Origin of the sequence: Zymobacter sp. IVIA_12111.31 C1 (assembly GCF_047495495.1) — a bacterium.
GTDB lineage: Bacteria > Pseudomonadota > Gammaproteobacteria > Pseudomonadales > Halomonadaceae > Zymobacter.
This window is the reverse complement of sequence record NZ_CP179930.1, coordinates 1676384-1690305: the sequence shown is the minus strand read 5'-3', so window position 1 is coordinate 1690305 and position 13922 is coordinate 1676384. Positions and strand designations below refer to the sequence as shown.

Genomic DNA, 13922 nt, shown 5'->3' with positions numbered 1-13922 from the left:
TCACGAGGCGCGCAGTGTCGCCAGTCCCTGAATGGACGACGCCACATCGGCTCGCTCGTTGATGCCTTGTTTGAGATACGCCTCTATTTGAGGGTATTTCTGGATCGCCTGATCGAGCATCGGGTCGCTGCCAGCGGCATAGGCACCGACGTTGATCAGGTCGCGGTTACGCTGATAGCGCGACATCAGTTGTTTTATATACTGCACATTGCTGAAGTGCTGATCGTCGATCAGGGCCGTCATGGCACGGCTTATCGAGGCTTCAATGTCGATCGCCGGATAGTGGCCGGCTTCCGCCAGACTGCGGTTGAGGACGAAGTGGCCGTCGAGGATCGCGCGCGCCGAGTCGGCGATCGGATCCTGCTGGTCATCCCCTTCGGTCAGTACCGTATAGAACGCCGTCATGGTGCCTTTGCCGGGCGCATCGTTACCGGCGCGCTCGACCAGAGCCGGCAGGCGTGCGAAGACGGATGGTGGATACCCTTTGGTGGCCGGTGGTTCGCCGATAGCCAGCGCGATTTCACGCACGGCCATGGCATAGCGGGTCAGGGAATCCATAATCAGCAGCACGTCCAGCCCCTGATCGCGGTAGTCTTCGGCAAGGCGGGTAGCATAGGCCGCCCCTTGCAGGCGCAGCAGTGGTGAGTTGTCGGCCGGTGCCGCAACCACGACTGAGCGTTCCAGACCTTCCGTCCCCAGCACTTCTTCGATGAAATCCTTCACCTCTCGGCCACGCTCACCGATTAGCCCGACCACGATGACATCGGCCTGTGTGAAGCGGGCCATCATGCCGAGCAGTACGCTCTTGCCGACACCGGAGCCTGCGAACAGACCAAGCCGTTGGCCTTTGCCGACGGTCAGCATGCCGTTGATGGCGCGCACGCCTACATCGAGCACCTGTTTGATAGGGGCACGCTGCAGCGGGTTAAGAATGGGGGAGTTGAGCGATACACGACGCACATCGACCAGCGGACCTTTGCCGTCCAGTGGTTCGCCGCGGGCATCGACGACGCGACCGAGCATATTGGTGCCGACGGGCAGCACCTTCTGGCGGCCGTGATAGGAGTCGTTGGTCCAGACGCGAGCACCGGGCACCAGCCCGGCCGTTTCTTCATACGGCATCAGGTACAGCGTATCGCGAGTAAAACCCACCACTTCGGTTTCGGCCATGCCCGCACCATCCGCTAGCTCGACCATGCAGGTCGATCCCAGCGGCAGCTTGAGCCCAGCAGCTTCCAGCACGAGACCGGTCGCGCGCAGCAGGCGGCCTGTGGTGGTGGTGCGGGGCAGGGCGTGAACGGCGGAAGTGGTAGCAGCAAGCGAGGTCAGTCGTTCTTCGAACAGCGATTGCATGAAGCGCGCATCGTCGGGATAGGCCGTCTGCCAGAGCGCATCGTGCGCATCGGCGTCCTCGATAGCCGTCGAGGAGGGGTGATCCGCTACTGACATGGACTCCAGTCCTCCTTGAGATGAACGGCGTGCATCAGGCGTTGCCAGCGTTCTGCATGGGTGCTCAGCGTCGTCTGCTGTTCGGTTTCCAGACGGCAGTCGCCGCGGGCCAGCTGGTGATCGCTGCGCAGCTGCCAGCCTGTTTGTTTCAACGTGTCCTGCAAGTGATCGTGCACTAGCGTGTAATCGTCCGGATGCAGGTAGATACGCAGTACATCGGCGGTGTGGCCTTCTTCCTCCAGCATTGCGTCGACATCCGCGACGATCTGCTCGGGGCGAAGAGTGAGCGCTTCACCGGCCAGTTGGCGTCCAGTTTCCAGTGCCAGCTCGGTAACGGCCTGCGTCTGGCGCTGGCTGTAGTCGTGCAGGGCATGGCGGAACTGACGGATCAGCACCTCAATATGTTCGATATGACCGGCCAGACGTGCGTCGAGCGCCGCTTCCGCGCGAGAGCGAGCGTCCTGTTCACCGCTGTCGAAGCCCGCCTGATAGCCCGCTTCGTAGGCGGCCTTCCACGCGCGGTCTTCGGCTTCCTTCTTGGCGATCTCGAACAGCTGGCGGCGCATATCAATGGCCCGTTCCTCATTGGGATCGGGAATGCGGTCGGCCAGTGTCGTCGGTGCCGGCGTCTGATCAGGCGGCGTATCGGAAGCCGCGCCATTGTTGCTGGCGCGGTTTGTCCGTGAATGCCGTTCCTTCTCTTCTTCGGCCAGATCGAGGGGTTTCATGTCCCAGCGATGCCATGACGTCGTCAGGCTGTCTTTCTGAGCGTGCTGGGCGAGTATGCGAGCAGATTCAGACATACGCTTCTTCGCCTTTGCTGATCACGATCTCGCCGTTGTCTGCAAGACGACGGGCCAGATCGACGATTTTCTTCTGCTCGGCCTCTACCTGAGACAGGCGGATCGGGCCGCGCATTTCCATCTCTTCACGCAGCAGCTCGCCAGCACGGGACGACATGTTGCCAAGGAAGTGTTCCTTGAGGTCGTCGGCGGCGCCCTTGAGCGCGATGACCAGCGTGTTGCTGTCGATGTCCTGCAGCAGGCGCTGGATAGAGTGGCCGTCGATATCCAACAGGTTGGCGAAGACGAACATTTCGTCGACGATCTGCTGGGCCAACTCTTCGTTGTAGTTGCGCAGCGCGTCGAGGGCTTCCTCTTCGTCGGAGCCGTTCATCATGTTGAGGATCTCGGCCGTCGGATGGATACCGCCGATACGACCACGCTTGATCTGCTTGCCGCTCAGCATGCCGCCCAGTACCTCGTTGAGTTCTGCCATGGCGGCCGGCTGAACGCTGTTGAAGGTCGCGATGCGCAGCAAGATATCGTTACGCAGCGCGCTGTCGAACAGCGCCAGTACGTCGGCCGCTTGACCGCGCGACAGATGAATGATGATGGTGGCGATGATCTGCGGATGTTCGTCGCGGATGATTTCGGCCACCATGGCCGGTTCCATGCTGTCGAGCGCCTGAACGCCACTTTCTTCTTCTTCCTCTGGATCGAAGATCTCTTCCATGAGGCTGTTGGCACGGTCTTCGCCCAAGGTTTTGAGCAGGATCGTGCGCACATGGTCCGACGAGTTGATGCTGAGTGCGCTGTACTGATCCACTTCGTCGTTGAACATGTGCAGCGCTTCGCCGACCTTCTCGTTCGATATCTGGCCGATCTGCACCATGGCACGGCTCAGCAACTGCATGTCCTTGATGCCGAGGTGCTTGAACACCTCGACGACGGTATCTTCTTCGAGCGTCAGCATCAGGATGGCGCTGCGCTCAAGTCCAGGCGTCATGTCAATGGACTTATTTTTTGTCTTCGCTTTCATGCATCCATCCTTTCAGAATCATGGCAATCAGGCTTGGATCCTGGCGTGCACGTTCACGAACGTCACGAATACGGTTCTCATGCTGCTGACGTTTGATCTGGGCGACTTCGCGTTCGAATTCGGTATCGTCGTCCTCTTCCTCTTCTTCTTCCTGAGCGGTCAGCTCCTGCAGACGGCGCTGCTGTTCGAGGCGATCGCGGTAGCGCAGCCAGTGCGGGCGAACCAGTTTGCGCCACAGCAGCCAAGCGATGATGGCGTACACGATGTAGCGGCCATAGTTGCTCAGGAAGCCTGCGAGCAGCGGGTTTTCCCACCACGGTGTCGTGTCTTCATCGACGGTCGGTGTCAGCGGTGCATTGACGATTTCGAGACTGTCGCCGCGGGCTTCGGAGTAGCCCATGGTTTCACGTGCCACGCGCTTGATGCGGTCCATCGTTGCGGCGTCGAGTGCGATCGGCTGACCTTCTTCAGGTGCCGCTTCGGTCGCGGGTGTCGTCTGCTGAGGCTGCGCTGTGTTGCCGTCCTTCTGTTCGGTCGGTGCAGCAGGCGCGTCTGCCGTGGCCGGTTTGGCCGGAGCAGGGCGGTAGTTGACGACAACGGCGACGGACAGGCGTTTTACGACACCGCGCTGTTCCTGTACGTGACGGATCGTGCGGTTGACTTCGTAGTTGCTGGTCTGATCGCGGCGCGTGCTGTTCGGCGGCTCAATGCGGGTGGTCTGCTGATCCTGTGCGTTGATCGGAGAAGCCGCTGTGCCGGGAGGCTGATTGCTGATCGCGCCCGGAACGCCGCCAACGGCCGTGCTGCCGACCTGGCGGGATTCGCTGGTCTGCTGGCTGCGCAGTGCGGTACGTTTCGGATCGCTGTTGGGATCGTAGAGTTCCTGCGTATGCTCGGCGCGCGAGAAGTCGACATCGGCAGTGACCACGGCACGAACGTTCTCCGGCCCCATCATGGCGCCCAGAATAGATTCGAGGCGCTTCTGATATTCACGCTCGATCTGCTGGGTGTACTTGAACTGGGCATCATCGATGCTGTCGGGGTTGCCGTTCTTGGTCAGTAGTTCACCGCGCTGGTCCACGATGCTGATCGCATCGTTGGGCATTTCGCTGACGCTGCTGGAGACCAAGTGCGTGATGGCAGCCACTTGGCTCTGATCCAGCGTACGGCCTGAACGCAGGTGTACGACGATGGACGCGCTGGGCTTGCGGCGGTCGCGTACGAACACGGACGGGGCGGGAATGGCCAGATGCACACGCGCCTTCTCTACGGCATCAACCGTTTCGATGGAGCGCGCCAGCTCACCTTCCAGCGCACGCTGGTAGTTAACGTGTTCGGCGAACTGACTGATACCGAAAGCCTGCTTGTCCATCAGCTCGAACCCGACGCCGCTGGCCTTGGGCAAGCCTTGACCCGCCAGCGCAAGGCGAACTTCATCCACCTGGCCGGAAGGGATCATGATGGTCGAACCGTTAGCGGCTAACCGATAAGGCACCTTCATCTGATCGAGTTGAGTGACGATGGCACTGCCATCTGTGTCCGACAGATTGCTGAACAGGGTCTTGTAGTCGGGGCTTCTGGCCCACAGCAAAATGACCAACAAGACCGCGGCAGCAGCTGCAACGGCCATCACTAAGGATAGGTAAGGGATCTGGCGAATACGCTTGAGCAGTTCTTCTGCCCGTTGCGTCAAAGCAGTTCTGGCTGAGGCCGTCGTGCTGCTCATGCGTCTGCTCCTGGCGTCAATGAAACGGCGATGGTGAAAGACATGCCACTCCGAGGTCTGTATTTCTTTATTGATTGTCCCTGTGCGCCATCAGTACATATGCACAAGGCAAGATCGGATGGTGACTATTATTCGTGCTTACGCAGGCAGTGATGGGCTGAATAGGCCGTGATTTGAACTTTATTCCGTTCTTTAGCGATACCTTGAGAATGCTAGGCTTGCCCCGACCTCCGGAGACCGCGTGTGGCGGTCGATTCCGGCCTTTGCGTTTCATTCATTCCGTCATCAGTCGATCGAAGAAACAGGAGACGAGGCCATGGCCATTTCAGGCGTAGGCATGCAGAACGTACTGCAGATGTTGGAGTCGACATCGCTGCAGGCAGGCAACACGATCGGGTCAGCACAGAACAGTGCGGCACAGATCAGCAACGCGCAGGAAGGGCTGAGCTTTTCCGATACCCTCAAGAACTCACTGGACCGTATTGACGGCATGCGCAAGAGCGCCGATGCCAAGGGACAGGCCTATGCGCGTGGCGACAAGAACGTCCAGCTCAACGATGTGATGGTCGATATGCAGAAAGGCAGTCTGGCGCTGCAGATGGGCGTTGAAGTGCGCAACAAGGTAGTGACGTCGTACAAGGAAATCATGAACATGCAGGTGTGATCCCCTGAGGGGCCTGCATGATGAGCGCGATATCGGCATCCTGCGTTTCCAGGAGCGAACACGCTTGATGGAAAGGCAGGCCTTGGCGTTGCGGGAACATGTCCGGCGCCATGAGCAAAGACAAGGATGATCCCTTGGCGGCAGTGAATCCCCCATAGCCCCTGCGGTCTCAAGACTGCCGGGGCTATGCGCGTTGTGGGGGGCTATTTAAAGAGTGCTATATAGGCTTGGCCCCGTTACTTAGAGACTGTTTCATCGCCTGAGTGATTGCTTTTGCCCTTTGTACAATAAAAGGTGTCTACCGCAATTTTGGGGTGTGAAGTGCCTTCAATGACATGGGTATTGGGGTTATGAGACATGCTCTTATATATAACGCCTTTACGATAGACATTGTTGCATAAGGTGTCAGCGCCGCACGGCGGCAACCTCATGATATATCCATGCCTCTATTGCCGAGTAATCATCGTCTTGAGGTGGATGATCTTGCCCGAGGGATTGGTGGGGTAGCGAGCGGCCCGCAATGCTTCAATACCGCGGCCACACAGCTCAGCGTTGTCATCTTCACGCTGGGCCAGTGCTGTCGCAAACGAGCCATCACGGTCGACGTACAGGTCGATCTGGCAGCGATGTGCTGCCGGCGTGCGCTGCGGCGTGATGTTCTGGAAAGCGCGTTTGGCGACGGCTGCGTAAGGCTTCATGGCGCGGTCGCTGCTTTCCGTATCGGCGCCATCGTCGAGCGACAGTTCCGAGCCTTCCTCTGCCGATGGGCCACACGGCATGTCCATGCGGCGGCGACTGAAGGTCAGTGTATGGCTCACGCCATTGTTGACGATATCGTTGCTGATGGTCATCAGTACATCGGCATGATGATCAGACTGAAGCAGATAGGAAAGCGTTCCGCCGTCATAGTCAGGCGCGGCGGCACAGAGCAGATAATGGCGAATGCCTTTTCTGTCCAGCGACGGTAATGGGTCGAAGGTACAGTTGGTGTCAGCATCGCCATAGCAACCGTCAGCCCGAAGCCGAATCCACCCGGGCACATCGGCGGTGGGGTTATCCGTCATTAGTGCCAATTGCCAGCCCAGCTCTTGGTGGACATCGTGACGCAAGGTCGCGGTTTTGCCCGCTATGTCCATGCGGAGATAGCCCATGCGTATTTCTCTGGACTGTGCATGGGACGGTGTGACGCGCGTCTGCCAGATCAGCGGCAAATGAGGCTGCCAATCGCGCGACCAGGGCGAACTGTCTTCCTCTATGATGGCGGTCACGACCTCCGCAAATTCTGTATGAGGTTGGCCGTTGAGCGATGCTGGGACAACGCTGGTGGTCAGGTTCATTGGCTGGCGCACAGTGTGTTTCAGCGATGTCGCTTCGGCAGATGACGACATGCCGATAAAGGCACTCAACAGGCAGCATCGGATGACGCGCATATTATCCCTTCATGATGATTTTATTTAGAGATGGTTTCATAACCTGAGTAACTACTTTTGCTCTTTCCATAATAAAAGGTGTCTACCGCAATTTTGGGGTTTGAAATCCCTTCAATGATATGGGGATTGAGGTTATGAAACATGCTCTTAGTTATAACAATGTGTTTCGTAGAGTTTACCGTATAACGCTTTCCATGGCTCGGCCAAGTCGCCGCTGACGACGATTCAGTGAGTGGCGGCTATTTGCACGCAGAAAGCAAAGGGCGGCTGGGAAGGCGGCACGTCCATTGGGCCTGGCGTTAGGATGAAATAGATGACGGTCCGCTGATGTAGTGAGCGCAATACTGTCAGTAGGTAGGTGAGCGATTGTTAGGCCCGAGCGATGGGAAAAGGGGGTAGCACTGTATTGACCATCCCGACCGAGACGCATGCCGGTCTGAATAGTATCACCCCGCTGCTCTGCTGAATCGAAGATACCGCTGTTGCGAGTGCGCGGTCATCGCCACGGTAGCGGTGGTGCTTCATATCAGAAAGGTCAGCGGTGAACGGCAAGCGGCATGGCGGGGGGGAATATCGCTACTGTGCAGGATAGTGGCCAACGTGCCGGGCGAGTGTTGATAAAAGTGCCGTCACCTTCCGTCGTGCATGGCGTTCTTCATGGATAGAAGAGACAAGAGGGGAACTGGTCGGGCGAGAGGAATCGTCGCTACCCAGAAGAGGAACGGAGAAAAGGCAGACACTCTACGAGAGACATGTCCACCTTTTGGTGGTTGGCCGTAGCCATGGAGGCATCATCCTGCAACTGCATTCGGCCAACAGGCCCATGGCCCGCTGAACCGACATCACGAAAGAGAAACGGTTACCAGCTCAGCTTTACGCGCAGGCGGGCAACGGCCTGGGAATGAAGCTGACTGACACGGGATTCACTGATTCCCATGACCGCTCCGATTTCCTTGAGGTTGAGCTCTTCCTGGTAGTAAAGCGCCAACAGCATCTGTTCTCGCTCGGGCAGTTGACCGATCATTTCCATCAAACGCTGTTTCGTCGCGGACTCTGTCGCGGCCTGCTCCGGCGTATCGTATGGCGATAGGTCCGGATCAATCGCACTGGCCAGTGTCTCATCGTCACTTTCTTCCTGATAAGAACTGAACAGCCCATCGTTGGCATCGCCCATCAACTTGCGGTACTCGTTGATCGACATTTCCAGATGATCTGCCACCTCACGTTCAGAGGGGGAGCGACCCAGAATCTGCTCCAGCGAGCGCATGGCCTGTTCGACACGGCGATAGGAGCGGCGAACACTGCGGGGTAGCCAGTCGCGGCTGCGCAGTTCGTCGATCATCGCACCATGTACGCGTTGGCTTGCGTAGGTAGAAAAGGATGCCCCCTGTGTCGCATCGAAACGGTCATAGGCATCGATCAGTCCTACAATGCCGGCCTGGATCAGATCGTCGACCTCGACGCTGGCGGGCAGGCGTACCTGCAAAGCCAGAGCCTGTCGACGAACCATCGGCAGATACTGAGAGATCAGGCCGGCACGTTCGCGTCGGCCAGAGGCCGTATATATATCTGCTGTCCCTATTGATGATGACATGGAAGCCTTCTTCTATTCTGCAAAACGGATTCGCACAGGCACGCATTATCCGGTGGCACCTCCGATAATGAGGGTCGGAAAAGGGGGGCTTTTACATGCCATATTCTTCAATCTGACGGGATAAAGCTTCGCAAGGTGGTGCCGATACTTTTTGGGCAGCGGCGAAGATCGCTACCGCGCCATAGAAGAAAGAATAGAAAGGCAACCCATAAAACGTGGCGTGTATACATCACAGTTTTAAAGGAAACGAATAAATGGCACAGGTAATTGCTACTAATACACTTTCTCAGCTGACTCAGAACAACCTGGATAAATCTCAGAAAGCACAGAACCAGGCGATCGAGCGTCTGTCTTCAGGTCAGCGTATCAACAGTGCTAAAGATGATGCAGCGGGTCTGGCCATTTCCGACCGCATGACGTCGCAGGTCAACGGCCTGAAACAGGCTAACCGCAACGCCAACGACGGTATGTCTATGGCGCAGACTGCTGAAAGCGCTTTGGGGGCGGTGACGGATAACCTTCAACGTGTACGTGAGCTGGTCGTACAGGCCGCTAACGGTACCTACACCGATGAAGACCGTCAGAGCATCAACAACGAAATCGATGCGCGTCTTCAAGAAGTGGATCGCATCGGCAAAGACACCACCTTCAACCAGAAGCAGCTGTTGGGTAGCACGGGGACTACCGCTACAGCGCTGACGGATACGGAGCTGACCACCAAACTGCAGATCGGTGCCTTCGACGGTCAAACTATCGACCTGAAACTGACCGACGTCCGTACCGTCGCCAGCACGCTAAAAAACGGCTCTGACTACACGGCTGCGGGCAACAAACTGATCGACAGTACGGGTAAAGTGCAGGATGGTGCACTGGCGACCATCGACGCACAGATCAAAGCGGTCGACAGCACTCGCAGCACGCTGGGGGCGCAGCAGAACCGTCTGGAATCTACAGTGGAAAGCAACGCCGCGACGGCTACCAACCTGTCCGCTGCTAAATCCCAGATCTCTGACGCTGACTACGCTGCCGAAGTTTCTGCTATGAGCACTGCGCAGATCCTGCAGCAAGCGGGTCAGAACGTGCTGTCTCAGGCGAACTCTGTGCCGCAGAACGTTCTGTCTCTGCTCAAATAAGGCCAAGCCTTTTTGTGGTGGCTAGGGAGATACCGCGTGTTGCCGCATGAATCGCAGCGGCGTGTTCATTGTGAAGCATAACGCGTATCCATTGTGTCCAACGGGCCTTCCTTCGGGAAGGCCCGTTTTGCATGAGCACTAGGAAATATAAGCTGAAGAAAAAGAAGCAAAGAGAAGCAGGGCAAGTACACATTCAGTGTGCTCTGTCTTCTCGGTGGCTATTTATCGGTGATCGTCTTCGCGAGCAGGAAAGATACGTCATGCCGTTCTAGCTATACTTGTTAGCGCATGTCCTCTTTCTTCTTGCATCAAAGATGCCCATAACACAGAGGTGGACATTCCGCGCCTCCTATCTGTAGGGCATTGCACGGTAGCGCTTGTATAAACGGCTTGGATGCCATTTCCTATTCGCCCACCTGCCACCTGCCACCTGCCACCTGCCACCTGCCACCTGCCACCTGCCACCTGCCACCTGCCACCTGCCACCTGCCACCTGCCACCTGCCACCTGCCACCTGCCACCTGCCACCTGCCACCTGCCACCTGCCACCTGCCACCCACCAACCCACCAACCCACCAACCCACCAACCCACCAACCCACCAACCCACCAACCCACCAACCCACCAACCCACCAACCCACCAACCCACCAACCCACCAACCCACCAACCCACCAACCCACCAACCCACTGGGGGGAGAGGTTCTGTCACTGGGTTTTGTATCTGCGCTGACAAGCGCGATTTTGGTGGTGGCCGTGGGGGAGCCGGCCGGCAGAACGGCGTACTCCCAACGCTGTTCTGTGATGAAAGACAATGCGTCCGCACCCCATCACTTATAAAGGTGGGTACTCGAATGCACGTTTGAGCACTTTCATGGGCTCGAAGGGAGGGCGAGGGTGCATAGCGGCATGTGTGGTGCCTTGGCCTTGATGAAAGTGTGCTTATTCAACCGCTTTTGTAACCGATCGGGCGGTTTTCAGCACGATATAACAGGCGGAAGACGATAATTTTCGGGGCAATATAAAAAAGATGTACCGCAGAGTAATCAATGGGATAGCTAAGGTAGTGGGTGTTTCCTTACCTGTAATATGCTGAATGCTCTGGCTATTTAGTAGGGCTATAAGCACTTGAGCAAAACATAGTTTCGAGGTGGGTCATTTCTTATAGCTATATCTCAACATTGCGAATGGAAATTGGCTTAAAGATACCCAAGGGCGGGCCGATAATTTTGGAGCAACGGTAGTCACCGTTACCACACCACAAGAGGCATAGATAGCCCCGGTGTGTAGATATCAGCGTTTTAAAGGACACGAAAATGGCACAGGTAATTGCTACCAACACGCTTTCCCAGCTGACCCAGAACAACCTGGACAAATCCCAGAAAGCACAGAACCAGGCGATCGAACGTCTGTCTTCTGGTCAGCGCATCAACAGCGCCAAAGACGACGCTGCTGGTCTGGCAATCTCTGACCGCATGACCTCTCAGGTTAACGGTCTGAAACAGGCTAACCGTAACGCCAACGATGGTATGTCCATGGCTCAGACTGCTGAAAGCGCTCTGAGTGCAGTTACCGACAACCTTCAGCGTGTACGTGAGCTGGTCGTACAGGCGAAGAACGGTACTTACACTGATGAAGACCGTCAGAGCATCAACAACGAAATCGACGCTCGCCTGCAGGAAGTGGACCGTATCGGTAAAGACACCACGTTCAACGGCAAGCAGCTGCTGGGTAGCAGCGATACCACTTACTCCGGTACTGCTCAGACTTCTGACCAGCTGACTACCAAACTGCAGATCGGTGCTTTCGATGGTCAGACCATCAGCCTGACGCTGACAGACGTTCGCTCTACTGCTGCTACGCTGAAAGGCGGCAACGATCAGACTGTTGCTGGTAACGCTCTGATCGACAGCACCGGTAAAGTTTCTGATTCCGCTCTGTCCACACTTGATGCTCAGATCAAAGCGATCGACAGCACTCGTAGTACGCTGGGTGCGCAGCAGAACCGTCTGGAATCCACAGTAGAAAGCAACTCTGCTACTGCTACTAACCTGTCTGCTGCTAAATCTCAGATCTCTGATGCCGACTACGCATCTGAAGTATCTGCAATGAGCACCGCGCAGATCCTGCAGCAGGCTGGTCAGAACGTTCTGTCCCAGGCCAACTCTGTACCGCAGAACGTACTGTCTCTGCTCAAGTAATACAGAGCATTACTTGTGGTGGCTGTGGGGATACCAAGTGTCCCCACAGGGGAATGAAAATCTCCCTGTGTGGGCCACTTCGAGTACCCGTTGTGTCCAGCGAGCCTTCCTTCGGGAAGGCTCGTTTTGTTTGTGGTGTACCTTGTCCGCCATATGCTTTCTTTACCTCGTGGCAGGTAGTCGCGACATCGGTTTCTGCATTGAGAGCGATTGGGACGTACGGTTTGGCTGCTGTACGACTATGACCATGGTGTCGTTTTTGGATGCGAGATGCTGTTCCTGAAGCCGTGCAATGAGCAGGGCGGCCTTCACACTGAAAACTGGCGATGGGGTAGGGGGCGAACCTGGTGTAAGCCGCTCAAGGATAAGAATGAGGAGGACGGCGTGTCGTTATTTGTGACCAAGAATGATGAAGACACGGTCTATGACGCTTAGATAACGGTTGTCATTGGCATGATCAATAATTGAGCGGGTTGGGCCTCGCTAATATCCGTCTTCATATTTTGAATAAGGGCTGACTCAAATAAGGGGAAAGAGGCGGGCTACGGTGCACAATAGTGTTTCCGAGACTAAGGGTATTAGCCGCACCTCAAGTACTTAACAATGATGCCACATCGCATGGTACAGCTATGAGTTGCTGCTTAAACATGCTTTCTATTGGGGTGGTGTAATACGGTTTTACGCTTTGTAACGGCGTACGAAGTGATCTATTTCATCAATGACGTCGCCGTAAAAGACAGAAGGCACATCGTGTCCCATACCGTTGAGGGGCTTGAATATTGCGCCAGGAATCGTATCAGCAACGTCCTGAGCACAGGCGATAGGCCACAGCGGATCGCATGTGCCATGCATAACCAAGGCGGGGCAGTGTATGGAAGACAGCCATGATCTAAAATCGCCCATCGAAGCGAAGGCCGCAAACTGCCGGCGTGCGCTGCCTCTCATATAGCCTCTCTCCAGCTCATCCTGCACGATACCCCAGTGAAACTCTTCATCGAAAGGGCATCCATTGCCTGCAAGCGCCCTATTCAGCGTCATTCTGTAGTCAAGATATAACGCTCTTTCCGTCACCGGATCTGGGGTATGCCGCTCCATGACCTCGGCCAGTCCGGGAGAGGAAGGGGGCAATGCCGGGTTCATGCTGCTGGTCATAACAGAAGTGACTGTGCGGATATGTTCGGGGTAAAGACACGCTGTCAGTTGTGCAATGGTACTGCCCATTGAATAGCCGACCAGATGAGCCTGGCCAATTCCCAGCGCGTCCAGCAGGCCGACTGTATCTTCCGCCATATCATTTAATGTATAGGGTGCCTGATAGTCTTCCGGTGCGATGCCGTGCGCATCAGCCAGCACGCCTTGCCTTGGCAGCACGATGTTGGGGTAGTGCGTGGACAGCCCGCTGTCACGATTATCGAAACAGGTGACGCGATAGCCTTTATCCGCCAGTTTCTGACGCAGCGGTTTTGGCCAGCGGGTCAGTTGTATGCCAAGCCCCGTGACCATCACGATGTCGCACGATGCCTGCGCATCCCCGAGCGTTTCATACCCCAGCGTTATGCCTTTTTCCGTAGTTACCGTCGGCATGATGTTTCTCCTTCAATTAAATCGAGCACTTACACTAATATGGCAATTCTGTTCAAACCGCTATATAAGCGTAGTGGCTGATCGCTGTTATTCCATTCTCCAGGAATGAAAATATAATATGAGAATTTTCTTCATGCTTTTACGTAATAATCCTATAAGATATAACGCCATGATATTATCCACTATATGCGGCGAAGTTAAGGGATGATGCTTTAATACTTTACTGTAATTTATCGGGTAACCCGAATCTGGTGCAGAAAGGGAGGTACTGTTCGGGAAGACAGGTAAGGAAAAGTGGTGTGGTCACCGATAGATTAGTATGG

General features: G+C 56.0%; 11 protein-coding genes. 3 read left to right on the top strand and 8 right to left on the bottom strand.

The genetic code is table 11. The features are described 5' to 3' along the window. From fliI to fliF, 4 genes are read right to left on the bottom strand one after another with little or no spacing between them, the layout of a single operon-like run. A complete protein-coding gene (fliI, locus tag ACMHYW_RS07470; RefSeq protein WP_269460470.1) occupies positions 1 to 1449 on the bottom strand; it encodes a flagellar protein export ATPase FliI in 1449 nt (482 codons plus the stop codon). Continuing rightward, positions 1440 to 2252: a FliH/SctL family protein gene (locus ACMHYW_RS07465; protein WP_414499372.1), complete on the bottom strand. Its 813-nt coding sequence runs from the start codon at positions 2250 to 2252 to the stop codon at positions 1440 to 1442. Before ACMHYW_RS07465 ends, fliI begins: the two co-directional genes overlap by 10 nt. Further along, on the bottom strand, positions 2245 to 3270 hold the full coding sequence (gene fliG, locus ACMHYW_RS07460) for a flagellar motor switch protein FliG (protein ID WP_414499371.1): 1026 nt from the start codon (positions 3268 to 3270) through the stop codon (positions 2245 to 2247). The genes ACMHYW_RS07465 and fliG overlap by 8 nt, the downstream gene beginning before the upstream one ends. Then, positions 3248 to 4996, bottom strand: coding sequence for a flagellar basal-body MS-ring/collar protein FliF (gene fliF / locus ACMHYW_RS07455; protein ID WP_414499370.1), 1749 nt, complete (start codon positions 4994 to 4996; stop codon positions 3248 to 3250). Before fliF ends, fliG begins: the two co-directional genes overlap by 23 nt. Positions 4997 to 5312: 316 nt before the next feature. Here fliF and fliE point away from each other — a divergent pair, with 316 nt between their 5' ends. Next, a complete protein-coding gene (gene fliE / locus ACMHYW_RS07450; protein ID WP_027705526.1) occupies positions 5313 to 5660 on the top strand; it encodes a flagellar hook-basal body complex protein FliE in 348 nt (115 codons plus the stop codon). 446 nt (positions 5661 to 6106) lie between these two features. Here fliE and ACMHYW_RS07445 read toward each other — a convergent pair whose 3' ends face one another. Continuing rightward, a complete protein-coding gene (locus ACMHYW_RS07445) occupies positions 6107 to 7090 on the bottom strand; it encodes a hypothetical protein (RefSeq protein ID WP_414499369.1) in 984 nt (327 codons plus the stop codon). An 859-nt stretch (positions 7091 to 7949) separates the two neighbouring features. Next, the gene (locus tag ACMHYW_RS07440) at positions 7950 to 8657 is read right to left on the bottom strand and encodes an RNA polymerase sigma factor FliA (RefSeq protein WP_027705529.1); all 708 of its coding nucleotides are present in this window, start codon (positions 8655 to 8657) and stop codon (positions 7950 to 7952) included. Between the two features lie 281 nt (positions 8658 to 8938). Here ACMHYW_RS07440 and ACMHYW_RS07435 point away from each other — a divergent pair, with 281 nt between their 5' ends. Next, a complete protein-coding gene (locus tag ACMHYW_RS07435) occupies positions 8939 to 9817 on the top strand; it encodes a flagellin (protein WP_414499368.1) in 879 nt (292 codons plus the stop codon). Positions 9818 to 10221: 404 nt separating this feature from the next. Here the strand turns inward: ACMHYW_RS07435 and ACMHYW_RS07430 are convergent, their stop codons facing one another. After that, on the bottom strand, positions 10222 to 10629 hold the full coding sequence (locus tag ACMHYW_RS07430; RefSeq protein WP_414499367.1) for a hypothetical protein: 408 nt from the start codon (positions 10627 to 10629) through the stop codon (positions 10222 to 10224). 501 nt (positions 10630 to 11130) lie between these two features. Between ACMHYW_RS07430 and ACMHYW_RS07425 the strand changes: the two genes are divergently transcribed. Beyond that, positions 11131 to 12015 carry a flagellin gene (locus tag ACMHYW_RS07425; RefSeq protein WP_414499366.1) on the top strand — a complete coding sequence of 295 codons (885 nt, stop codon included), beginning with the start codon at positions 11131 to 11133 and terminating at the stop codon, positions 12013 to 12015. Between the two features lie 678 nt (positions 12016 to 12693). Here ACMHYW_RS07425 and ACMHYW_RS07420 read toward each other — a convergent pair. After that, positions 12694 to 13599 carry an alpha/beta fold hydrolase gene (locus ACMHYW_RS07420; protein WP_414499365.1) on the bottom strand — a complete coding sequence of 302 codons (906 nt, stop codon included), beginning with the start codon at positions 13597 to 13599 and terminating at the stop codon, positions 12694 to 12696. Positions 13600 to 13922: the final 323 nt, after the last annotated feature.

Coding starts and splice junctions, on each gene's coding strand:
- fliI (WP_269460470.1), bottom strand. CDS start 1,449: ATGTCAGTAGCGGATCACCCCTCCTCGACGGCTATCGAGGACGCCGAT.
- ACMHYW_RS07465 (WP_414499372.1), bottom strand. CDS start 2,252: ATGTCTGAATCTGCTCGCATACTCGCCCAGCACGCTCAGAAAGACAGC.
- fliG (WP_414499371.1), bottom strand. CDS start 3,270: ATGAAAGCGAAGACAAAAAATAAGTCCATTGACATGACGCCTGGACTT.
- fliF (WP_414499370.1), bottom strand. CDS start 4,996: ATGAGCAGCACGACGGCCTCAGCCAGAACTGCTTTGACGCAACGGGCA.
- fliE (WP_027705526.1), top strand. CDS start 5,313: ATGGCCATTTCAGGCGTAGGCATGCAGAACGTACTGCAGATGTTGGAG.
- ACMHYW_RS07445 (WP_414499369.1), bottom strand. CDS start 7,090: ATGCGCGTCATCCGATGCTGCCTGTTGAGTGCCTTTATCGGCATGTCG.
- ACMHYW_RS07435 (WP_414499368.1), top strand. CDS start 8,939: ATGGCACAGGTAATTGCTACTAATACACTTTCTCAGCTGACTCAGAAC.
- ACMHYW_RS07425 (WP_414499366.1), top strand. CDS start 11,131: ATGGCACAGGTAATTGCTACCAACACGCTTTCCCAGCTGACCCAGAAC.
- ACMHYW_RS07420 (WP_414499365.1), bottom strand. CDS start 13,599: ATGCCGACGGTAACTACGGAAAAAGGCATAACGCTGGGGTATGAAACG.